The organism is Frankia sp. CcI156 (genome assembly GCF_001983015.1).
Taxonomy (GTDB): Bacteria; Actinomycetota; Actinomycetes; order Frankiales; family Frankiaceae; genus Frankia; species Frankia casuarinae.
In genome coordinates, this window is sequence record NZ_MOMD01000062.1 from 10,178 (window position 1) to 32,039 (window position 21,862).

The 21,862-nt window shown below is 71.9% G+C and carries 15 protein-coding genes; 10 read left to right on the forward strand and 5 right to left on the reverse strand.

Annotation, left to right across the window (positions count from 1 at the left end):
• Positions 1-10 precede the first annotated feature (10 nt).
• Positions 11-5,095 carry an AAA domain-containing protein gene (locus tag CcI156_RS19635; RefSeq protein WP_076807439.1) on the forward strand — a complete coding sequence of 1,695 codons (5,085 nt, stop codon included), beginning with the start codon at positions 11-13 and terminating at the stop codon, positions 5,093-5,095.
• Between the two features lie 42 nt (positions 5,096-5,137).
• Here the strand turns inward: CcI156_RS19635 and CcI156_RS19640 are convergent, their stop codons facing one another.
• Positions 5,138-6,469, reverse strand: a complete 1,332-nt coding sequence (locus CcI156_RS19640) for an acetamidase/formamidase family protein (protein WP_076807441.1) — start codon at positions 6,467-6,469, stop codon at positions 5,138-5,140.
• Between the two features lie 392 nt (positions 6,470-6,861).
• Here CcI156_RS19640 and CcI156_RS19645 point away from each other — a divergent pair, with 392 nt between their 5' ends.
• The 3 genes from CcI156_RS19645 to CcI156_RS19655 all read left to right on the forward strand — a co-directional run bounded on the left by CcI156_RS19645 (position 6,862) and on the right by CcI156_RS19655 (position 12,413).
• On the forward strand, positions 6,862-7,896 hold the full coding sequence (locus CcI156_RS19645; RefSeq protein ID WP_023841781.1) for a thiamine-phosphate kinase: 1,035 nt from the start codon (positions 6,862-6,864) through the stop codon (positions 7,894-7,896).
• A gap of 457 nt (positions 7,897-8,353) precedes the next feature.
• Entirely contained in the window at positions 8,354-12,088 is a 3,735-nt protein-coding gene (locus CcI156_RS19650) for a multifunctional oxoglutarate decarboxylase/oxoglutarate dehydrogenase thiamine pyrophosphate-binding subunit/dihydrolipoyllysine-residue succinyltransferase subunit (RefSeq protein ID WP_076807443.1), read from the forward strand.
• 145 nt (positions 12,089-12,233) lie between these two features.
• Positions 12,234-12,413 (forward strand): DUF6104 family protein, encoded by a 180-nt coding sequence (locus CcI156_RS19655; RefSeq protein ID WP_076807458.1) that lies wholly within the window; start codon positions 12,234-12,236, stop codon positions 12,411-12,413.
• Positions 12,414-12,458: 45 nt separating this feature from the next.
• Here the strand turns inward: CcI156_RS19655 and CcI156_RS19660 are convergent, their stop codons facing one another.
• Entirely contained in the window at positions 12,459-13,439 is a 981-nt protein-coding gene (locus CcI156_RS19660; protein WP_076807445.1) for a zinc-binding dehydrogenase, read from the reverse strand.
• A gap of 190 nt (positions 13,440-13,629) precedes the next feature.
• Between CcI156_RS19660 and CcI156_RS19665 the strand changes: the two genes are divergently transcribed.
• A complete protein-coding gene (locus CcI156_RS19665) occupies positions 13,630-13,875 on the forward strand; it encodes a hypothetical protein (RefSeq protein ID WP_035729776.1) in 246 nt (81 codons plus the stop codon).
• Positions 13,876-14,079: 204 nt separating this feature from the next.
• Here CcI156_RS19665 and CcI156_RS19670 read toward each other — a convergent pair whose 3' ends face one another.
• A complete protein-coding gene (locus tag CcI156_RS19670; RefSeq protein ID WP_076807447.1) occupies positions 14,080-15,306 on the reverse strand; it encodes an NADP-dependent malic enzyme in 1,227 nt (408 codons plus the stop codon).
• 950 nt (positions 15,307-16,256) lie between these two features.
• Here CcI156_RS19670 and CcI156_RS19675 point away from each other — a divergent pair.
• The 4 genes from CcI156_RS19675 to CcI156_RS19690 all read left to right on the forward strand — a co-directional run bounded on the left by CcI156_RS19675 (position 16,257) and on the right by CcI156_RS19690 (position 19,282).
• Complete coding sequence (locus tag CcI156_RS19675; RefSeq protein WP_076807460.1) at positions 16,257-16,880, forward strand: dTDP-4-dehydrorhamnose 3,5-epimerase family protein; 624 nt, start codon at positions 16,257-16,259, stop codon at positions 16,878-16,880.
• Positions 16,877-17,452 (forward strand): GNAT family N-acetyltransferase, encoded by a 576-nt coding sequence (locus tag CcI156_RS19680; protein ID WP_011438128.1) that lies wholly within the window; start codon positions 16,877-16,879, stop codon positions 17,450-17,452. The genes CcI156_RS19675 and CcI156_RS19680 overlap by 4 nt, the downstream gene beginning before the upstream one ends.
• A gap of 280 nt (positions 17,453-17,732) precedes the next feature.
• Positions 17,733-18,269, forward strand: coding sequence for an anti-sigma factor (locus CcI156_RS19685; protein ID WP_011438129.1), 537 nt, complete (start codon positions 17,733-17,735; stop codon positions 18,267-18,269).
• Entirely contained in the window at positions 18,266-19,282 is a 1,017-nt protein-coding gene (locus tag CcI156_RS19690) for a SigB/SigF/SigG family RNA polymerase sigma factor (protein ID WP_076807450.1), read from the forward strand. Before CcI156_RS19685 ends, CcI156_RS19690 begins: the two co-directional genes overlap by 4 nt.
• Positions 19,283-19,291: 9 nt before the next feature.
• Here CcI156_RS19690 and CcI156_RS19695 read toward each other — a convergent pair whose 3' ends face one another.
• Positions 19,292-19,753 carry a hypothetical protein gene (locus CcI156_RS19695; protein WP_023841776.1) on the reverse strand — a complete coding sequence of 154 codons (462 nt, stop codon included), beginning with the start codon at positions 19,751-19,753 and terminating at the stop codon, positions 19,292-19,294.
• Between the two features lie 188 nt (positions 19,754-19,941).
• Between CcI156_RS19695 and CcI156_RS19700 the strand changes: the two genes are divergently transcribed.
• Entirely contained in the window at positions 19,942-20,919 is a 978-nt protein-coding gene (locus tag CcI156_RS19700) for a diacylglycerol kinase family protein (protein WP_011438132.1), read from the forward strand.
• 27 nt (positions 20,920-20,946) lie between these two features.
• On the opposite strand, the gene CcI156_RS19705 is transcribed toward CcI156_RS19700, so the two are convergent.
• Entirely contained in the window at positions 20,947-21,720 is a 774-nt protein-coding gene (locus CcI156_RS19705) for a glycerophosphodiester phosphodiesterase (RefSeq protein ID WP_076807452.1), read from the reverse strand.
• Positions 21,721-21,862 lie beyond the last annotated feature (142 nt).

Genomic DNA, 21,862 nt, shown 5'->3' on the forward strand with positions numbered 1-21,862 from the left:
CGAGGTCCTGATGACGACGCAGACCGCCGGCCCCGAGCGGCATGCCGCCCTCGCGGACCGCTGTCACCGGCTGGTGCGGTTCCTCCATGAGGTCGCGGCGGCCCGGTCGGGCCGGATCCGGACCATCGAGGAGCATCCGCTCACGGTGTGGCTCGCCGACATCCCGGCCGGCGTGCCGCTGTCCGAGCACGCCGGGGCCGGCGAGGTGCTGCTGACCGCCCCCGCCGCCACCGTCCTACCCCCACCGCCGCCACCGCCCGCGATCCTCGCCGGCCAGATCGTGCTGCCCGACGCGGCCGGCGCCGATCCCGACCAGCCGCCGGTGTGGAACGGCGCCGCCGCCGAGCAGACCGCCGCCGAGCAGACCGCCGCGGCGGCGGCCTACCAGGCCTGGTTGCCGCGATGGCAGCTCTGGGCGACACGCGCGCGCGTTGACGCGGAGCGACGCAATCTGCACAACACGCTGCACGCGGTCGCGGCCCGGGTGGCCCAGGAGGGTGACGCGCTGGAACTCGTGCTGGCGACCGGCCTGCTGACCTGGCAGCCACCGGGCGGCCCCACCGTCCGCGAGCACCTGCTGACCACCCGGCTGACCTGCGACATCGACCCGGTCACCTCCGATATCAGGGTGCGGGTCCCGGCGGGGGCCACCACGCGCCTCGCCGACGGCCCGCTACTCGACGGCATCGCCGGCTTCCGCCGGGAACGGACGAACGCGCTGCACGAGCGCCTGCGGGGACGACCGTCGGCGCCACTGGGTCCGGACGACATCCGGCTGCTGCGGGACTGGCTGGCGCTGGCGCTCGACGTGCCGACGGACGGCTTCGAACCCGACCTCGCGCCGCCCGCGCCCGACAGCGCGTCACGCCCGCGGGTGACCTTCGCCCCGGCCTTCGTCCTGCGCACCCGTGACCAGGCCGCCCTGCTGACCTACTACGAGCGGATGCTCGACGTCCTGCGGGGTGACGGACCTCCGCCGCTCGGCCTCGTCCAGCTGGTGGAGACCCTCGACGCCGCCGACCGGTTGGCCTGGCTCGAGGCAGAGGGAGCGACGAGCGGCGCCGAACTCGGTGCGGACCCGCTGCTCCCGCTCCCGGCCAGTCCCGAGCAGGCCCGGGTGCTGGAGCGGCTTCGCCACGACAACGGCGTCGTCGTCGAGGGCCCGCCCGGCACCGGCAAGACGCACACGATCGCCAACCTGGTCTGCGCCTTGCTGGCGGAGGGGCAACGGGTTCTGGTCACCAGCCAGAAGTCGCAAGCCCTGCRGGTCCTGCGGGAGAAACTGCCCCCGGACCTGCAGCGGCTGTGCGTGTCGTTCACCGATACCGAGGAGGCGCGCGACGCACCGGTCGACCAGGCCGGGAACGCGGGGGCGGACCTGGACGGCCGGCCCGACGCAGTCTTCGACCCCGCCCCGGCCGGGGCCGAAGACGAAGCGGACGAGCTTGGCGGCATCGGCGTGGGTTCCCCCGAGCTCGCCGCGAGCGTGAGCGCCCTGGCCGCGGAGAAGGCCACCTATCACCCCGAGGCGCTCGACCGGCGGATCGTGCGGGCCGCCGCGCGCCGGCAGGAGGCGATCCGCGCCCGCGATGTCCTGGCGGACCGGGCCCGCGCCCTGCGGTTGGCCGAGCACACGGTGCATCCGGACAGCGAGGTGGCCGCGGGCTGGGGCGGGACGCGGGCGAGCATCGCGGCGCGGGTCCGGGCCGAGGCCGACGCGTCGCGGTGGCTGCCGCGGCCCGTGCCCCGGAGCGCGGCAGCCACCACCACCGCGAGGACCACGGCGACGGGGTCCGGGTCTGTCGGCCCTGCGCCGGTTCCCCCGCCGTTGACCGACGCCGAGGCGCTGGAGCTCCACGCCCTGCTGCGATCCGGTCAGGTGCGATCCGGTCAGGTGCGATCCGGTCAGGACGTCGGCGCGGACCGGTCCGCCGGCCCGGTGGTCGAGATGAGCCGATTCCTACCCGCCGAGCGGTTCGCGGACCTGGTGGCCACCGCCCGCGCGGCCGACGAGGCGGTCCGCCTTGCCCGCGCGGCCGTCCGTCCCGCGACCCGGGGTCTCCTCGACACGCTCGCCGCCGTCGATCCCGCGGTGGTCTCCCTCGATCCGCTACAGCAGGCGGTCGCCAGCCTCTCCCGCGCGCTCGAGGAGCTCGACGGGCGCGGGCAGCGGTCGAACAGACGGCACTGGGTTCCGGCGGCCCTCGACGACGCCCTCGCCGGCCGGGACCGGGTCCTCTGGGCGAAGGTGGCCGCGGCCACGCCGATGATCGCCGAGGCGACGCGGCACGTGACCGAGCTCGGTCTGCACGCGGTCGCCCTTCCGACCTCCGCCTCCCCGGACGGCTCCGCCTCGGCGGCCGACGCCGGCTCCCCGGCGGATCCGGGCTTCGACCCCGCCGCCCTGCTCGCCCGGGGGGAGGCACTGCGCGAGTACCTCGACGCCGGGGGCGAGCTACGGCGCAGGTTCCGGCCGAAGGTCCAGAAGGAGGCGGACACGCTGCTGACCCGGACGCTGGTGGACGGCGTCGCGCCGACCACCCCGGAGCTGCTCGATCTCGTGCTCGTCCGGCTCCGGGCGGAGGTCGCGGTCGAGGCCGCGACCCGCGGATGGGTCCTGGTCGGGATCGCGCCGCGGCCCACCGATCCCTTCGAGGTACGCCTGTCCCGGCTGGTTGAGGCGCAGGAGGCCGTCACGGAGATCCAGGCGATCGTGGCGGCGCGGAACCGGGTCGTGGCAATCCTGGAGGACATCGTGCCCGGCCGGGCACCGGCGATGGACTCCGCCGAGCGCGTCCGGGATCTCGCGGCCGTCATGGCCGCGCTGCGCCCGATGGCAGCCGCCACCGACGCCGAGCGGGCGCTGGGGGAACTGCGGGAGGGCTACRCCGGGCTTGCCACCGCGGCGGGCACGCCGTCCGAGGTCGCCGAGCTGGCCGGCGCGGTAGCGGCCCGCAATGTGGCCGCGTACACGCGGACCCGGGCCGCGCTCGCCACCACCATGGCTGCCCGGGAGGTGGCGCTGCGCCGGGACGAGCTGCTCGGCCGGCTGCGCGCGGCGCATCCCGACCTCGCCGATCTCCTCGTCTCGACGGCCGGCGCGACCCGGCCCAATGGAGCGGAGATCTGGCCGGCCAGGCTCGCGGCGTTCACGACCGCCTGGTCCTGGGCGGTGGCCGCGAGCTGGCTGACCGCCACGGCCCCCGGCGCCGCCACGGCCCCCGGCGGCCCGGCTGGACCACCTGTCGATCTGGACGCCGAGCTGGACGCGGCGGAGGACATGGTCGCCGCGGCCACCGCGGAGCTGGCCGGCGCCCGCGCGTGGAAACACTGCCTCGAACGGATGGGCGCCGAGCAGTCGGCCGCGCTGCGCGCCTATGCCGACGCGGTGGCGGCCAGCGGCACCTTCGGCGGCCGCCACGCCGAGCGTTTCCGCCAGGCCGCCCGGGAGGCGATGGAGATCGCCCAGACGGCGGTGCCGGCCTGGGTCATGCCGATCCGGGAGGTGCTGTCGACGATCCCGGCGGTGCGCGACAGCTTCGACGTCGTGATCGTCGACGAAGGCAGTCAGGCCGGGCTCGACAGCCTGTTCCTGCTCTGGCTCGCCCCACGGGTGATCGTCGTGGGCGACGACCGGMAGTGCACGCCGCCGGTGGAGGTCACGGACGAGCTCGACCGGGTCTTCGACCGGCTGGAGGCCCTGCTGCCGGAGGTGCCGGCGTGGCTACGCGTCGGGTTCACCCCCCGGTCGAGCCTGTTCACGCTGTTGCGAACCCGCTTCGGCGAGGTGATCCGGCTGCGGGAGCACTTCCGGTGCATGCCGGAGATCATCGAGTGGTCGTCGGCCATGTTCTACCGGGACGCGCCGCTGCTTCCCCTGCGCCAGTTTGGCGCCGACCGGCTGCCGCCGCTGGTGGCCCGGTTCGTTCCCCACGGTTTCACCACGGACGCGGGCCTCGGTCCACGCAATCCGGCCGAGGCCGATGCCCTGGTCGCACAGGTGCTCTCCTGCGCCGAGGATCCCCGGTACGCCCGGCTCTCCTTCGGCGTCGTCGTCCCACAGGGCACCGCACAGGCGGCGCTGATCCGCGACCAGCTGGCCGACCGGATGTCCGCCGCCGAGCACCAGCGTCGACGGCTGCGGGTGGGCGTCCCCGCCGACTTCCAGGGTGACGAGCGCGACGTCGTCTTCCTGTCCCTGGTGGTGGCGCCCGACTCGCGCATCACCCCGCTGACCCGGCTGGAGTACCAGCGGCGGTTCAACGTCGCGGCCTCCCGGGCCCGCGACCAGGTCTGGCTGTTCCACTCCGTACCGGTCACCGATCTTGACCCTCGCGATCTGCGGCACAACTATCTGAGCTACGTGCTGTCCACGACGCACCCGGCGGCCGGCGGCCGCGGCGAGGAGCCCCCGGCACTCGCCGAAGTGCCGACCAACCGTCCGCATCCGGCCTTCGGATCCCTGTTCGAACAGCGGGTCTTCCGGGAGATCGTCGGCCGCGGCTACCTGGTCACCCCGCAGGTGGAGATCAACGGTCGGCGGGTCGACCTGGTCGTCTCCGGCGGTCGGGCCCGGCTCGCCGTCGAGTGCGACGGGGACGTCGGCTCCGGTCCGGACGAGATCGCGCACGAGTTCGCCCGGGAGCGCGAGCTGCGCCGGGCGGGCTGGCGGTTCTGGCGGGTCCGCCAGTCCGAGTTCGAACTCGACGCCGACGCCGCGTTGGCCTCGTTGTGGCCGCGGCTGGCGAGSGCCGGTATCGCGCCCGTGAACACCGGGGCGCGAGGACTGCGGGACGAGGCCGCCACCGGCCTCCCCCGCGTCGAACATTCCACCGTCCGGGCGAGCGCCGACGAGGCGCTGCACCGGTGGCGGCCCATCGCCCTGTCCGATCTGGAGGGCCTCGACGACGCACCGCCGGACGCCGATCCGCGCGGTTCGGCCCGTGATTCGGCCCCTGCCCTCCGGCGAGGCACGGGCACGGCCCCGGGCGCCGGTGGGGGAGACTGCTCCCCGCGTGCCGAACGGGTCGGTCAGGCCGGCGGCCCGGTCACCCCGTCCGGTTCGAACGGCGCCGGCAGGACGTCGGGATCGTGATCGTCGTGGGATGCCTCGACACCTGCTCCGGCGCCCGGCCGGTCACGGGGTGTCCGGGCCGCCGGCTTCCGCGTCGATCGGGGGTGAGGCACCGGCCGGCTCGGCCCAGTGAATCCGCACCGCGCGACCGATCTTCTCGTCGGCCCGATCCGGCGTCTTCTCCGCGGCGTGTTCCGGATCCGTCGGGTCCTCGGTCTCCGAGTYGCCCACGCCGACGATCCGCACGAGTCCGGATCGCGGMAGTCGCGGCTTCGCGATCGGCAGTTCGGTGAAGTCCGCCCGACGGATGCGGCAGAACGCGCTCTGGGTGCCGGTGCCGAGCTGGCAGGCCCCGAAGTCGGCCGCGGCGGACAGGTAGGCGAGCGCCTCGGTCCGGTCGAGCCCGACCCGGCTCTGCAGGAAGACCACCGCCGACCGCGCCGCGCGGCGGACGGACTCGGCGAGGTCAACGTCGAGCCCCAGGGTGACCCAGGCCGTGTCGGTCTCGATGAACGGTTCCCGCAGCGCGCCGAGAACCGACCGGGCCGCCGTGTCACGCAGCACGGTCAGCCGCAGCGTCGCCCGTAGCGGGCCATCCAGGGCGGTGGCACCGATCTTCYCGTCCCCGAGGGCGTAATGCGGATCGCCGACGGCGAACAACGCGCCGCTCACCTGGACCGGCAGGAACAGCCGCGCGCYCGCGCCGAGTTCCCGGCAGTCCAGGGCGCCGCCRTGCAGACCGATCGAGGTGGAGGGGACGATCTTGGTGGTAGTGTCCACGCCGACCGCCATGATGCCCAGGAACGGCGCCAACGGAAACCGGGTCCTGCTGCCGTTCACGCTGGTCAGGGCGCCGAACAGGCGGCCCCGCCGGCGCTCCACCGCACAGAAGGTGGTAACGGTGCGGAAGCGTCGCCAATGGCGGGCGTCGGCGTCCGCGTCCGGCGGCCCCCCCTCGGGGAACTCCCCTGCAAGCAGGCCCGCGCCATGGCGGGTCGAGACGATCCCATACCGTGCGCGGGGATGYAGCGAGACCACCTCAACCCGCAGCACGTCCCCCGGTTCCGCGCCCCGGATGAACACCGGTCCGGTGACGATGTGGGGACCGTCCACCCCGAACCGGTGCGGGATACCCGAAGCGGCGATCGCCCGGGCGTCGGCCAGCACCTCCGACGGCGCGACCCCGAAACCGGCGAAGAAGGCGTCGGGATCGCGCCCCTGGTCGCAGAGGATCCCCTCTTGGCTGACCGTGTCGAAGGTGACCGTGGCGCYGGAGTCGATACTGAGAACCGGCCTGGTCAGGGCGTTCGGCAGCTCACCCCATCTGATGGTCTCGGGGGTGGAGGGCAGGTAGTGCCGTCCCTCGATCCTTCCTCGGCCAGGCTGCAGCGCCACCCGACCCTACCTGGACCGATGCCTGGTCAGCGGACCTCCGCTGGGCCGGATCGCCTGGGCGCGCGGCTGACCGACCCCACGGATCACGGCAGGCCGCGGACAACATACACGCGGACAGGTCTGGCTTCGCACGCGCGTCAGATTTCCAGCAGCATATGTCGGGAAGGTGACGCAGACGTTGCGATCACGGTCATTCCGCTGTTTCCGGGTAGGCGGTGCGGCCAGGGCCGCATCCGGCACGCCCCGGACTCGCCACCATCCACCCGTCGGTGCCGCCTCCGGCCGGAAGCCGCGGGACCGGTTGGTCCGGTCGGTCCGGCGGGCGGCGGGGTCGGGAAACTCCGCCTGAGGATGGAATATCTAGATCATCTAGATATTGGAGGATATGGCGAATGGGAAGTCACGGGAGACCCCCGGCGGGGGCGACGCTGCGCGATCTGGGCGAGTTCGGCTTGATCGAGGCCGTGACGGCGCGTTTCTCCCATGGACGGGACGTGCTGGTCGGCCCCGGGGACGACGCGGCGGTGCTGGCCGCCCCGGACGGTCGGGTGGTCGTCACCACCGACCTGCTGCTCGAAGGACGCCACTTCCGCCGGGACTGGTCGTCCGCGGTGGATGTCGGGCACAAGGCCGCCGCGCAGAACCTCGCCGACGTGGCGTCGATGGGGGCGAGGCCCACCGGCCTGTTCCTCGGCTTCGCCGCACCCGGCGACCTCGCGGTCGACTGGGCCCTGGCGATGGCCGACGGAATGGCCGAGGAATGCGCGCAGGCCGGTGCCTCCGTGTCCGGCGGGGACGTCAGCTCCGCGGATTCGATCATGCTCGGGGTGACCGCGCTCGGTGACCTGCAGGGCCGGCCGCCGGTCCTGCGCTCGGGCGCCCGGCCCGGCGATGCCGTGGTGCTCGCTGGTCGTCTCGGGTGGGCCCAGGCGGGGCTGGCCCTACTCACGGCGGGTTCGGCAGCCGGCGACTCCCGATGGGTCGACGACCCGAGATGGAAGGAACTGATCGCGGCGCACCGCCGGCCCCGGCCGCCCTACGCGCTCGGGCCGGTGCTCGCCGCCGCGGGCGCGCACGCCATGTGCGACGTCTCGGACGGTCTCGTGGCGGATCTCGGTCACATCGCCGTGGCCTCGGGGGTGTCCATCGATCTCGCGTCGGAAGCCTTCCTGATCGACGAGGCGATGCGGTCGGCCGGGGCCGCCCTTGATGTGGACCCGTTGCGCTGGGTACTCGGCGGCGGCGAGGATCACCCGCTGGTCGCCTGCCTTCCCCCAGGAGTGACCCCGCCGGCCGGGTGCATCGTGATCGGTTCGGTCCTGAGCGGCGCGGGATCGGCCGGCGCGGGGGTGACAGTGGACGGGAAGCGCCCCGTAGGCAGCGATGGGTGGGATCACTACGGGCAGTCCGCGACGGACGCATCCTGACTCCGGACACACCAAGGGACAACGACACCAAGGGACAACGACACCAAGAGACAACGACACCAAGGGAGAAAAGACACCGAGGAGCAGAAACATCAGGAGGCAGACGCCGGCCCGCCAGGTCGCCTCACGGGCGTAGGTCGCTCGAAGCGACATTTATTGGGTCCGGGGGCCATGATGCGGGCCGGCGTCACCGAAGCATAACCGACGGCCCGCCCGGGAGTATCCCCACCGCGCGGTGAACGATGGAACGATCTCGCTCTCGCCCTGATTGGCTGTAGCTACCGGACGTTCCCGGCGCCGGTCCGCCCATCCCGGAGAACACGCCGAGCAATCTACTCGTAACCGATCATGGACGGGCCAGGCCGGGATGCCCAGAGCGGGTAGGATAGGCAGACGGTGGCGGAAGGGCCTTATCGGAGGCCGAGAAGCGAGACCGTGGATAGAGGCGAATGGCCCCGTGACAGCACCGACGGTACCTGCGTCAGGACCTGACTTCGGACCCAACGAATGGCTGGTCTTCGAGATCTACCAACAGTTTCTCGAAGATCCGCAGAGCGTGTCGCCGGAGTGGCGCGAGTTCCTCTCCGATTACCACCCCGGCGCGCCGCCCGCCGCCGCGGGCGGCGCCGGGCAGGCCGCCACGGCGGCACCTAACGGGGAGGTTTCGCCGGATGGTGAGGTCTTCCACACTACGCCTGTTCCGGTGAAGCCGAGCACGGCCGCGCCGTCTACTCCGGCCGCGCCGGTCCCGGCGTCGGCACAGCCCGCCGGGCCCCCGAAGCAGGCGGCACCCGCCGACAGGCAGGCTCCGGAGGCGGCCACGCCGCTGCGCGGCGCCGCCGCCCGCGTGGTCAGCAACATGGAGACCTCGCTGCACATCCCGACGGCGACCTCGGTGCGGGCGGTGCCGGCCAAGCTGCTCGCGGACAACCGCATCGTGATCAACCGGCACCTGGCCCGCTCCAGCGGCGGCAAGGTGTCCTTCACGCACATCATCGGCTACGCGATGGTCAAGGCGCTGGCCGCGCATCCCGTCATGAACGCCTCCTACACGGAGGTGGGCGGCAAGCCGGCCGTCGTCCAGCCGGAGCACATCAACCTGGGCCTCGCCATCGACCTGGTGACCCCGAAGGGCCGCCAGCTCGTTGTCGYCGCCGTCAAGAAGGCCGAGACGCTGGACTTCACCCAGTTCTGGCAGGCCTACGAGGACCTCGTGCGCCGGGCCCGGACGAACAAGCTGACCACCGACGACTTCACCGGCGTCACCATCAGCCTGACCAACCCCGGCGGCATCGGCACCGTGCACTCGGTGCCCCGCCTGATGGAGGGCCAGGGCACGATCATCGGCGTCGGGGCGATGGAGTACCCGGCCGAGTTCTCCGGCGCGTCGGCGAACACCCTGGCGAAGCTCGCGATCTCCAAGATCATCACTCTGACCAGCACCTACGACCACCGCATCATCCAGGGCGCCCAGTCGGGTGAGTACCTGCGCCGGATGCATCAGCTGCTCCTCGGCGAGGAGGGCTTCTACGACGAGATCTTCCAGTCGCTGCGGGTGCCCTACGAGCCCGTGCGCTGGGTCGCCGACATGCCGGTCGTGCACGAGGGCGACCTCGACCACAACGCCCGGGTGCTGGAACTGATCCACGCCTACCGGGTGCGCGGCCACCTCATGGCGGACACGAACCCGCTCGAGTTCRCCATCCGCAGCCATCCCGACCTCGACATCATCAGCCACGGGCTGACCCTGTGGGACCTCGACCGCGAGTTCGCCGTCGGCGGCTTCGCCGGGCACCGGACGATGTCCCTGCGCGACGTCCTGGGGGTCCTGCGCGACTCGTACTGCCGTCGGGTCGGCATCGAGTACATGCACATCCAGGAACCGGATGAGCGTGCCTGGATCCAGGCCCGGGTCGAGCGGGCCGCGGAGCGGCCGGACCCGGCCGAGCAGCTGCACGTGCTGGAGCGGCTCGGGGCCGCGGAGGCGTTCGAATCTTTCCTGCAGACCAAGTACGTCGGCCAGCGCCGGTTCTCCCTCGAGGGCGCCGAGTCGACGATCCCCGCCCTCGACGAGGTTCTCTCGCGTGCCGCCGGCGCGGGGATGGACGAGGTCGTCATCGGCATGGCCCATCGCGGCCGGCTGAACGTGCTCGCCAACATCGTCGGCAAGTCCTACCGGCAGATCTTCGCCGAGTTCGAGGGCTACCTCGACCCGCAGACGGCGCACGGCTCCGGCGACGTGAAGTACCACCTCGGCGCCGAGGGCGTCTACACCGGCCAGGACGGCCGCACGGTACCGGTTTCGGTGGTCGCGAACCCGTCGCACCTCGAGGCGGTCGACCCGGTCACCGAGGGCGTCGTCCGCGCCAAGCAGGACATTCTGKACAAGGGCTCGGCGGGTTTCACCGTTCTGCCGGTACTCGTCCACGGCGATGCCGCGTTCGCCGGGCAGGGGGTCGTCGCCGAGACCCTCAACCTGTCCCAGCTGCGGGGATACCGCACCGGTGGCACCGTGCACCTGGTCATCAACAACCAGGTCGGATTCACCACCTCGCCGGACTCCGGCCGGTCGTCGGTGTACGCCACCGACGTCGCCCGGATGGTCCAGGCACCGATCTTCCACGTGAACGGGGACGACCCGGAGGCGTGTGTCCGGGTTGCGGCGCTGGCGTTCGAGTACCGCCAGGCGTTCCACAAGGACGTCGTCATCGATCTGGTCTGCTACCGGCGGCGCGGGCACAACGAGATGGACGAGCCCTCGTTCACCCAGCCGTTGATGTACGACACCATCGCCAGCAAGCGTTCGGTGCGCAAGCTCTACACCGAGGCGCTGATCGGCCGCGGGGACATCACCCGCGAGGAGGCCGAGCAAGCGATGAAGAGCTACCGCGCGGAGCTCGAGAAGGCCTTCGCGCAGACCCGGGACACCACCCCGGCGAGCTCGTCGCCGCAGCCACGCATCATCACCACCCCGGAGGAGGCCGCCGCGGCGGCCGCGGTCAGCACCGCCGTGTCCGACGAGGYCGTGAAGAAGGTCATCGAGACCCAGGTCAACCTGCCGGAGGGCTTCACCGTCCATCCACGGCTGCGTCCCCAGGTCGAGCGGCGGGCCCAGATGGTGGAGACCGGCTTGATCGACTGGGCGCTGGCGGAGACCCTGGCCTTCGGAACGCTCCTGCTCGACGGCCGCTCGGTGCGGCTGACCGGTCAGGACAGCCGGCGGGGCACCTTCGGCCAGCGGCACGCCGTGCTGGTCGACCGGCACAGCGCCGCGGACCACACCCCGCTGCGGACCCTGCGCCACGGCCTCGACGGCACCATCGTGAACGACGGTGTCGGCACCTTCTACGTCTACGACTCGCTGTTGAGCGAGTTCGCGGCGATGGGCTTCGAGTACGGCTACGCGGTCGCCCGGCCGGACATGCTGGTGCTCTGGGAGGCGCAGTTCGGCGACTTCGCCAACGGCGCCCAGTCGATCATTGACGAGTTCATCACCGCCGGTGAGGCCAAGTGGGGCCAGCGGTCGGCGGTCACCCTGCTGCTGCCGCACGGCTACGAGGGTCAGGGTCCCGACCACTCCTCCGCCCGCATCGAGCGCTTCTTGTCGCTGTGCGCGGACAACAACATGACGGTCTCCGCACCCTCGTCCCCCGCCAGCTACTTCCACCTGCTGCGCCGGCAGGCCCTCTCGCCGGTCCGGCGTCCGCTGGTGGTCTTCACCCCCAAGTCGATGCTGCGGCTGAAGGCCGCAACGTCCACCGTGGCCGAGCTGACCGGCGGCGGCTGGCAGCCGGTGATCGACGACGGGTCCGTCACGGACCCGTCGGCCGTGCGCCGGATACTGCTCACGGCGGGCAAGGTCTACTACGATCTCGCCGCCGCCCGGGGGAAGCACGACGACGCCGAGCGATTCGCCCTGTTGCGCGTCGAACAGCTCTACCCGACGCCCGGGCCGGAGCTCGCGCAGGTCCTGGAGCGTTACCCGAACGTGACGGACATCGTCTGGCTCCAGGAGGAGCCGGCGAACCAGGGCGCCTACCCGCACATGGCCCTCAACCTGACCGAGTTCCTGCCCGGCGACATCCGGCTGCGTCGCATCTCCCGGCGCGCCGCCGCGGCCCCGGCCTCGGGGTCGTCGAAGGTGCACGAGCGCGAGCAGCAGGCCCTGGTCGAGGCGGCGTTCGAGAACTGAGCACGCGGCCGGCGGAGCGTCGCCCGATCCGAGGACCGTCCCGCCGCACCGGTGGTGTTCCCGGGCCGCCGTGCCCGGCAGCGCCACCGGCGTGCGGCGGCCGGTCCGGCTCGCCAGACATCCGCTCGCCAGACAGGGGGCAGCGATGTACTTCACCGACCGGGGGATCGAGGAACTCGCCGCGCGGCGCGGCCCGGAGAGCCTGACCTACGAGGGTCTTGCCGACTCGCTGCGCRTCTTCGTGGACCTGTATCCCGACTTCGAGGACGCGATCGACCGGCTCGCCACCTGGCTGGCCCGCCCCGAGGAGGACCCGGATCTCTAGCCCGCCCAGCCCCGAGCCAGGAGTCCCCGCACCACGACGAAGGGGCTAGGCGGGGGGGCGGAGTATCAACTTGCCGAAGAACTCACCGCCGAGCAGCTGCTCGAAGGCGGCCCGGGCATCGGCCAACGGGCGCACCTCGTGGATCAGCGGCCGCACCCCGGTCCGTTCCACGAATGCAACGAGATCGACTAGCTCGTCCCGGCTCCCCATGGTGGAACCGATCACCGACAGCTGGAGAAAGAAGATCCGGGTGAGGTCCGCCGGCGGGTTCGGACCACTGGTGGCGCCCGAGACCACGATGCGCCCGCCGGGGCGCACTGCCTTCACCGAGTGACCCCAGGTGGCGGCGCCGACGGTCTCGATGACCGCGTCGACCCGGCGCGGCAGCCGGGCACCGGGTTCGAGAACCTCGTCGGCGCCGAGGGCGGCCGCCCGCTTCCGCTTGGTCTCGTCCCGCGAGGTCACGAAAACGGTGTGCCCGGCGGCCTTGGCGATCAGCAGCGCCGCGGTGGCCACCCCCCCACCGGCTCCCTGGATGAGCACGGTGCCGCCGCCCCCGGCGGRCAGCCCCGCCCGGGAGACGACCATCCGGTAGGCGGTGAGCCAGGCGGTCGGCAGGCAGGCGGCCTCCTCCCACGACAACCCTGCGGGCTTCGGGATCAGGTTGCGCCGCGGCACGGYGACCCGCTCGGCAAGGGTTCCCGGGTACAGCTCGGACAGCAGGGTCCGCTTCGGGTCCAGCGTCTCGTCCCCCCCGCCCGCTGCCGGATCACCGATCACGCTGTGGACGATGACCTCCTGCCCGTCGGGGGTCACCCCGGCGGCGTCACAGCCGAGGATCATCGGGAGCCGATCCGCCGGCAGGCCCACTCCACGCAGGCTGAACAGGTCGTGATGGTTGAGCGAGGCGGCCCGCACCGTGACGGTGACCCACCCGTCGAGCGGCGCGGGTTCGGGCTGCTCCCCGATGGCCAGGCCGTCGAGCGGGGAATCGGGGTGGAGGGACATGGCGGCGGCGGCTAGCACCCTTCGAACCTACGGCTACTGGCGTGCAGACGCGAGCGAGGCCGACCGGCGCGGATCCACTCAGGACAACCGACAGGCGACGYCACGGACGAAGGGGACCATCCGGGCCGGCAACCGCGCCTGCCAGGCCGGTGTGCTGAACTCGACACCGTGGGAACAACAAGGGTGGACACCCAATGGTAAACAGGCCGTGGTGACCCACGAGGACATGCCCGACTCGCCACGCAGAAACGGGTCGAGCCGGCGGCTGGGCTGGCGCCGCCGACACCCCGCGCCCGTCCCGGAGGCACCCGCGACGGTCATCGTGGACGGCATACCGGTCATCACGGTGGCTCCCGCCGACTTCGTGTGCTGCTCTTACAAGGGATGTGGGACCCTGCGCCCGCTCGCGGAGGCGGTGGAGAACCGGCCCTGCCCGGGATGCGGCCGGGTCTGAGACCCACGCGGGCTGAGACCACGCGGGCTCGCGAACGGCCCGGGAACGCGGCTCAGGACCCGTAGCGGGACTCGGGGGACTCGACCGTCAAGGGGGGGGACCCCGCGTGGCACGGGCCCCGTGGAGGCGTCCAGGGACCCCGGAGAAGGTGCACCGGGATCCCTGGACGCCTTGGCTGGCACGACGGCGATCAGCCGGCCCTCGTCAGCGGCGGGCCACCCCGTCCGCCCGCGCGGCCGCGGCCGTCGCCGCGGCGACGGCCGGGGCGACCCGGTCGTCGAACACGCTCGGGATGATGAGATCCTCGGCCAGCTCGTCCGCGATCACCGCGGCGAGCGCCCTCGCGGCGGCGAGCTTCATGCCCTCCGTCACGCGGCTGGCCCGGACATCGAGCGCTCCCCGGAAGATTCCGGGGAAGGCGAGGACGTTGTTGATCTGGTTCGGGTAGTCGCTGCGACCGGTCGCCACGATCCGCGCGTACTTGTGGGCGACCGCCGGGTCGATCTCGGGATCGGGGTTGGCCATCGCGAAAATGATCGCCTCCGGCGCCATGGTGGCGACCGCCTCCTCCGGGACCTGCCCGGCGGACAGCCCGAGGAAGACATCGGCGCCGGCGAGCGCGTCGGTGATGGACCCGGCCAGGCCGGCACGGTTGGTCTCGGCGGCGAGCGCGGCCTTGCTCGGGGTGAGGTTGTCCCGACCGGCGTAGAGGATGCCGCGGCTGTCGCCAACCGCGATGTCCCCGATGCCGGCGGCCAGCAGGATGCGGGCCACGGCGGCGCCGGCAGCGCCCGCGCCGGACACCACGGCACGCAGATCACCGAGGGTGCGTCCGGTGAGCTTCGCCGCATTCTCCAGCGCGGCCAGCGCGACGATGGCCGTTCCGTGCTGGTCGTCGTRGAAGACCGGGATGTCGACGCGGTCCTGCAGGAGGCGCTCGATGGCGAAGCAGCGCGGTGCCGAGATGTCCTCGAGGTTGATCCCGCCGAAGCTCGGAGCGAGGCGCGCGACGGTGTCGACGATCTCCTCGACGTCCGTGCAGGCAAGGGCCAGTGGCACCGCGTCCACACCACCGAAGCGCTTGAACAACGCGGCCTTGCCCTCCATCACCGGCAGGGAGGCCGCGGGGCCGATGTCACCGAGGCCGAGCACGGCCGTCCCATCCGTGACCACGGCAACGGTGTTAGACCGCCAGGTGTAGTCGTCGGCAAGGGCCGGAGTCCCGGCGATGGCGGTACACACCCGCGCGACTCCGGGCGTATAGGCCAGGGACAGGTCTTCMCGACTGTTCAATGGAGCGGTAGCGTTGATGTTGATCTTTCCTCCGCGGTGCAGGGCGAACGCGGGATCGTCGTCGGACGGCCGCGGGCTGAGCCCGGCGAAGTCCGACGTGGTGGAACCGAGAGTCGGCTGGTCAGTGGTTGCGGTCACGGAGGTTGCTCCTCGAACGAGCCGCCGGCGGACCCCGCGACGATCGCGGTCTCACCTGGGCTGCGGCTACAACGTACTCATACTCCCGTGCGGTGCGTGTTTCGCGGAAGAACAAGCCTGAGCGGTACCGCCTCATCGTGTAAGGCGGGCGATCGACCGGGTGTCGCCCGGGGTTGCTTCCAATATGGCACGCGCGGCCGCCCCTGCTCCCGACGGCGCTTCGCCGACGGCGAACCGACAACGAACGTATCGGCAACGGAAACGAAACATACCGCCACGGAGAGGATGCCGACGCCCGAGGGAAGCATCACGTGATCAGAAGCGGGGGTCTCCCCCGGCTACCGGCAACCCACCGACACGCCCGCCCGGGCCCAAAAGGTAATCCGTGCACAGCGATGCTTTCCGTCGTACTCGGGCGATGCCCATTCCGGCAATGACGGTAGCACTCCTGATGATTTCCGTCGGTGACCGGAACGACGGCTCCGGTGCCMCGGCGACGGCGATCTCCGGCATCCTCCGTCGACGGCTCCGTCCCTGGTCAGCTGCCCAAGGAGGTGCACGACAAGGGCACTCCGACGGTGTGACGACCAACAGTTCTGACGGTATRGCGACCGACAGTTCGTACGCGCTGAACGAATTCGTCGACACCGACGGAAGAACCATCGTCAGCATGGATATCGACCTGGYCTGGTCGCTCGCCGGCCTCCTGGCGGGCGAAGGTGCAACGCGCCCGGATCGCCTTCAATTCGGTTCCGCCATGGCCCGCGTCCGGTTGTTACGACATCGCTATGTCCTCGTTAACCGACACCAAGGAGCGGGAGAAACGGGTGGAATTTGTCACCTGCTTCGCCGCGGCCCCTCCGTCACGACCGGAGTCCGGGGCCGGCTCGGGTCCGACGCGTGGTCCGGCGTCCTGGGAGGCGCGGGACCGAACCGGTACCTTCGCACACGTGGAGATCAGCGAACTATCGGTTCCGGACGCCTGGGTGTTCACCCCGCGCCAGCACTCCGACAGCCGCGGGACCTTCCTGGAGTGGTTCCGCTCGGACGCTCTCGCCGAGGCGGTGGGGCATCCGCTCACCCTGTCGCAGGCCAACCACAGCGTGARCCGGGCCGGCACGCTGCGCGGGGTGCACTACGCGCAGGTCCCCCCCAGCCAGGCGAAGTACGTGACGTGCGTGCACGGCCGGGTGCTGGACTGCGTCGTCGACATCAGGGTCGGCTCACCGACCTACGGGACGTTCGCGGCGGTCGTCCTCGACGACGTCGACCGGCGGGGCCTGTACGTCGCGGAGGGTCTCGGGCATGCCTTCATGGCGCTCACCGACGACGCCGCGATCTCCTACCTGTGCTCGACTCCGTATACCCCCGGGCGCGAGTACGGGGTCCACCCACTCGATCCCGATCTCGCGCTGCCCTGGCCCGACGATCTCGCGCCGTTGCTGTCCGACAAGGACACCGCGGCGCCGTCGCTCAAGGAGGCGGAGGCGGCTGGCCTGCTGCCCGACTATCGCGCCTGCCGGGCCCTGTACGCCGAGCTCCGCTCGGCGAGCGCCGCCGGGGACATCCGGTGATCCGGGTGGCCGGCCCCGGAGACGTCGAGGTCGTCCACCGCCTGGTCACCGAACTCGCCGCGTACGAGAAGGAGCCGGCCGCCGTCGCCATGACGCCCGCCGATCTCGACACGGCCCTGTTCGGACCGGTGCCAGCCGCGCACTGTCTGGTGGCCACCACAGACCACCTTGCCGGCGACCCCACCCCACCACAGGTCGCCGCCCCACCACAGGTCGTCGGCTTCGCGCTCTGGCACCCGACCTTCTCCACCTGGACCGGCCAGACCGGGATGTACCTCGTCGATCTGTTCGTCCGGCCGAACCACCGCCGCCGTGGCTACGGGCAGGCCCTGCTCACCACCCTCGCGACGATCTGCGCCGACCGCGGCTACCGGCGCATGGAATGGGCCGTACTGGACTGGAACGCCCCGGCGCAGGCGTTCTACCGCTCCCTCGGCGCGGGGCCGATCGAGGGCTGGACGACCTGGCGCATGGACGCCGACGCCATCACCACCCTGGCCGGCGTCGGGACCGGCAGCGCCGCGGCCGACGACCGCCTAAGCCGACGACCGCCTAAGCCGACGACCGCCTAAGCCGACGACGGCCAGACAGGCCGGATGCAACAGCTTACGATCACCCGACCTGCGGTACCCAGCGGCGGCTGGGTACGGTGGAGTCGGTGGCCGCCGCCCGGCCGCCGACGGAGCGGAAACCGTCCGCCCATGCGGGACGTCATGGTCGGGAGCGGAATACTCGACCCGTCGACGGGTGGGAGAGGAACCGCCGACAATATCATTATCTAATCGACCTTGGTCGGCAGGACACCCGCGAGGCGCCGTCCTCGCGCGACGCAGGCTCTTTGGGGGTAGGAACGTGGATCCGACGCCTTCGACCGGCGGCGCGGAGAGCTCCGACACCATCGACAGCCAAACCGCCCACTCGGGCGGCCTACGCGACGTGGTTGCGCTCACCCTGCCCGCCGCGAGCGCCTACCTCACCGTCCTGCGCACGGCGACGGCCTCGCTGGCGGCCCGCCTCGACTTCACTCTCGACGACATCGAGGATCTCCGGATCGCCGTGGACGAGGCGTGCGCCCTGCTGCTCGTCTCGGCCGTGCCGGGTTCCTCGCTGGACTGCACGTTCACCCTCTCGCCGGGGGTGATGCACGTCCTGGTGACGGTCGAGAGCCTGGACGGCGAGCAGCCCTCCGAGGACACCTTCGCCTGGACCGTGCTCAAGGCGCTGGCGGGCGACGTGCAGACCTCGACGGGCCCAGGGTCGCGGGTGAGCATCGCCCTGCAGAAACGCAGGGGCGTGCGCGCCGACCTCGGCGGGCCTCCGGCCGGCCACGTCCGAGGGTCGGGCGCGTCCAGAGAGACTCCACTGGGCGACACGGTAGGTACGTCGTGACGTCGACCGGGAGGACGCCGACCCCACCGCGCACGGTACCTGATCGCGACGTAGCCGATCATGACGTAGCCGATCGCGACCCGGTGTCCACGGTGGACCCGGTAGCGGCGTTGAGCCAACGGGGATCCGGGCTCGACGACCAGCCGGGGATCGACAGCGATCTCGGCCCCGAGGTGACGACCCAGGCGCCACCGAACCCGGCGGTGGACGGTCCGGCGATCGACGGGGAGAGYGATCGGCCCGAGCGCGCGCACTCGCCCGACCGGGCCCTGGCCCGCACGCTGTTCGTCCGCCTCGCCGAGCTACCCGAGGACGATCCCGAACGCTCCGCCGTCCGCGATCAGCTCGTCCGGATGCACCTACCGCTGGTGGAGTACCTCGCCCGCCGCTTCCGTAACCGGGGCGAGCCGCTCGACGACCTCGTCCAGGTGGCCACCATCGGATTGATCAAATCGGTGGACCGGTTCGATCCGGAACGTGGGGTGGAGTTCTCGACCTACGCCACCCCGACCATTGTCGGTGAGATCAAGCGGCACTTCCGGGACAAGGGCTGGGCCATCCGGGTCCCCCGCCGCCTTCAGGAGCTCAAACTCTCCCTGACGAAGGCGACCTCCGAGCTCTCCCAGACGCTGGGCCGCTCCCCCACGGTGAGCGAGATCGCCCGGCATCTGCAGATGAGCGAAGATGACGTCCTCGAGGGGCTGGAGTCGGCGAACGCCTACTCGGCGGTCTCCCTCGACGCGCCGGACTCCGGCGACGACGAGGCGCCCGCCGTCGCGGACACCCTCGGCGTCCAGGACGAGTCCCTGGAGGGCGTCGAGTACCGCGAGTCCCTCAAGCCGCTGTTGGAGAAGCTCCCTGCGCGGGAGAAGCGCATCCTGCTGCTGCGGTTCTTCGGCAACATGACCCAGTCCCAGATCGCGACCGAGCTCGGCATCYCCCAGATGCACGTTTCCCGGCTCCTGGCCCGGACCCTGGCCCAGCTGCGGCGCGGCCTGCTCGAGGACGGCTGAGCGGATTCGTCACCCGGTCCCGCCGCCGCGCCGAGGCGGGACCACCGGCCCGAGCCCACCGGCCAGCAGCAACGCGACGACGATGACAAGGGGCACGACGAGCAGCGGGATGCCGTAGCCGTAGCGGCCGGACTGCACCAGCCCCCACGCCACCGGCAGGCACAGGATCTGCACGACCAAGGTGGGCGAGCGGAAGGATGCGCCGTTGCGCAGCACGCCCCCCGCGAGGACCGCCACACCGAGCCCGCCGACGATGGCGAGCACCCCACCGCTCTCGGCACGACCCACGTCGTCGATGTCCGGCCCGAAGCCGCGCAGCACCTGCAGGATTCCGAGGGCCAGCAGGGTCAGCGCCTCGATGGCGAGCAGGACGGACGCCACCCGAGTGGGCACGGACGCCGCGCGAGCAGCCTGCCGCAGCGTGCCGAAGCGGCCGGCCGCCGGCTGATCGGGATGACTCGTGGATCCCATATCCCTGACACTACGTTCCCGGGGCCGTCGGCGTTCCCGGGGCCGTCGACCGGTGCCCCCGGGGACCCTCCGGACGGTGTCCACCGCGCCATCACCCGTCGCACTTCGCGAGGTGCCCGCCGGATTCCACCGGTGTGAGAGTTTTCCCAGCCGGCGACCCGGATGACCGGGCGGACTACGGTGGAGGCATGCGAGGGCTGTTGGTCGTCAACCCCGTCGCCACTGCTACGACMGAACGTGTTCGTGACGTCCTCGCCAGCGCGCTCGCCGCGGACCTCGCTCTGGAGACTGTGGTCACCAAGGGGCGGGGGCACGGGGTGGAGCTGGGGGCCAGAGCGGCCGAACTCGGCGTCGACGTGGTGCTTGCGCTCGGTGGGGACGGTACCGTCAACGAGATCATCAACGGACTGCTCCAGAACGGTCCGGTACCGGGCGGCCCAGCGTTCGCCGTGGTCCCGGGTGGCAGCACCAACGTCTTCGCTCGCGCGCTAGGCTACTCCGCGTCACCGGTGGAGGCGACCGGCGAGCTGCTGAGCGCGCTCCGCGAGGGCCGCACCCGGCGGATCAGCCTCGGCCGGGCTCAGTACGGCGACGAACGGCGCTGGTTCACGTTCTGTTTCGGTATCGGCCTGGATGCCCGGGTCGTCGCGCGGGTCGAGGAGAAGCGTGGCAAGGGCAGGCGCAACACCGCCGGCCTGTTCCTGCGGACCGCGGCGGGTCAGATCCTCCACGGCACCGACCGCCGCGGTTCGCCCATCACCCTGACGACCGCCGACGCCGGCTCGGCCCCCGCCCCCGGGACCACCGACCCGGCGGGCGGGCGGGCCGAGGAGCACATCGCCTTCTGCATCGTCTGCAACACCCGCCCGTGGACCTACCTCAACTCCCGTCCCGTCCTCGCCTGCCCGGACGCGTCCTTCGACACCGGTCTGGACCTCCTCGCGCTGCGGCGGGTACGGTTGCCCAGCGTGCTGCGGGCCGCCTCGCGGATACTCACCGACGGCGAGGGTCCGCGCGGTCGCAACGTGGTGCGCCGCCACAACACGTCGCGTATCCGCTTCTCCACGGATACGCCCCTGCCGGTGCAGATGGACGGCGAGTATCTCGGGATGTTCTCCGAGGTGCTGCTGACCCACCAGCCGCACGCGCTGCGCGTCGTCGCCTGACGGCTGCCCGCCCAGGAGAGTGTCCGCTCAGGCGTCGAGCGCCGTGGTGGGGGTCCCGTCCGGCCGGGACAGCGCCTGGTGGATCTCCATGGGGTCGTCGCAGATCGCCCCGGTGACGCCCGCGTCGCGGATCCGCCGGGCGTCCTCGAGACTGGTCACCGTCCAGGTGATCAACCGGATGCCGGCTTCGCGCGCCCGTCCCGCCGCGTCGGAGGTGCCGAGCACCGCGCTGGTGTGCACATGCAGTTCGGTGTGGCCCGCCGACCGTGCGTAGGCGAGGYCGCCGCTCACCGACATCCGGGGCATGGTGAGGAACGCCGTCGTGACCGCGAGGTCGGCGTCACGCACCGCCTCGATGGCAAACCAGTCGAACGACGACACCGTGATGCCGCCGGCACCGGCGTCAAGGTCGGCGGCGTCCGGCCGGCGGCCGGTCCATCCCCGGGCACGCAGCGTCTCGGCGAGCCGGCGCGCGGTCTGCTCCCGGGGGGCGTCGAAGTCCGGCTGCCCGGGCTGGTTCTTGATCTCACAGATGAGCCGACCGCGGCCATCCCACACGTCGAGGATCTCATCGAGCAGAGGGATGCCCCGGGCCCGCAGCGCCACCGTGGTCTGCCGGACCACGGCCCGGCCGGCGGGACGGGACAGCCGCGCGTCGTGCACGCAGACCAGGTCGCCGTCCGCGCTGCGCCGCACGTCGACCTCGACACCGTCGGCGCCCACCCGCAACGCGGCATCCACCRCCTCGACCGTGTTCTCCGGGCCGGGAACCCTGCTGCCACGATGACCGAGAACCTCCATGCCCCAACCCTGCCATCTCCGGCGACGCGAGCGGGTCAGATCGGGCCGGGATGACGGCGCGCACCGGCGCCGGAGCAGCCCTCAGGCACCACAGAACGGATCCATGACCGACTGGCATGACACCGGCGGCTTGATCGCCGAG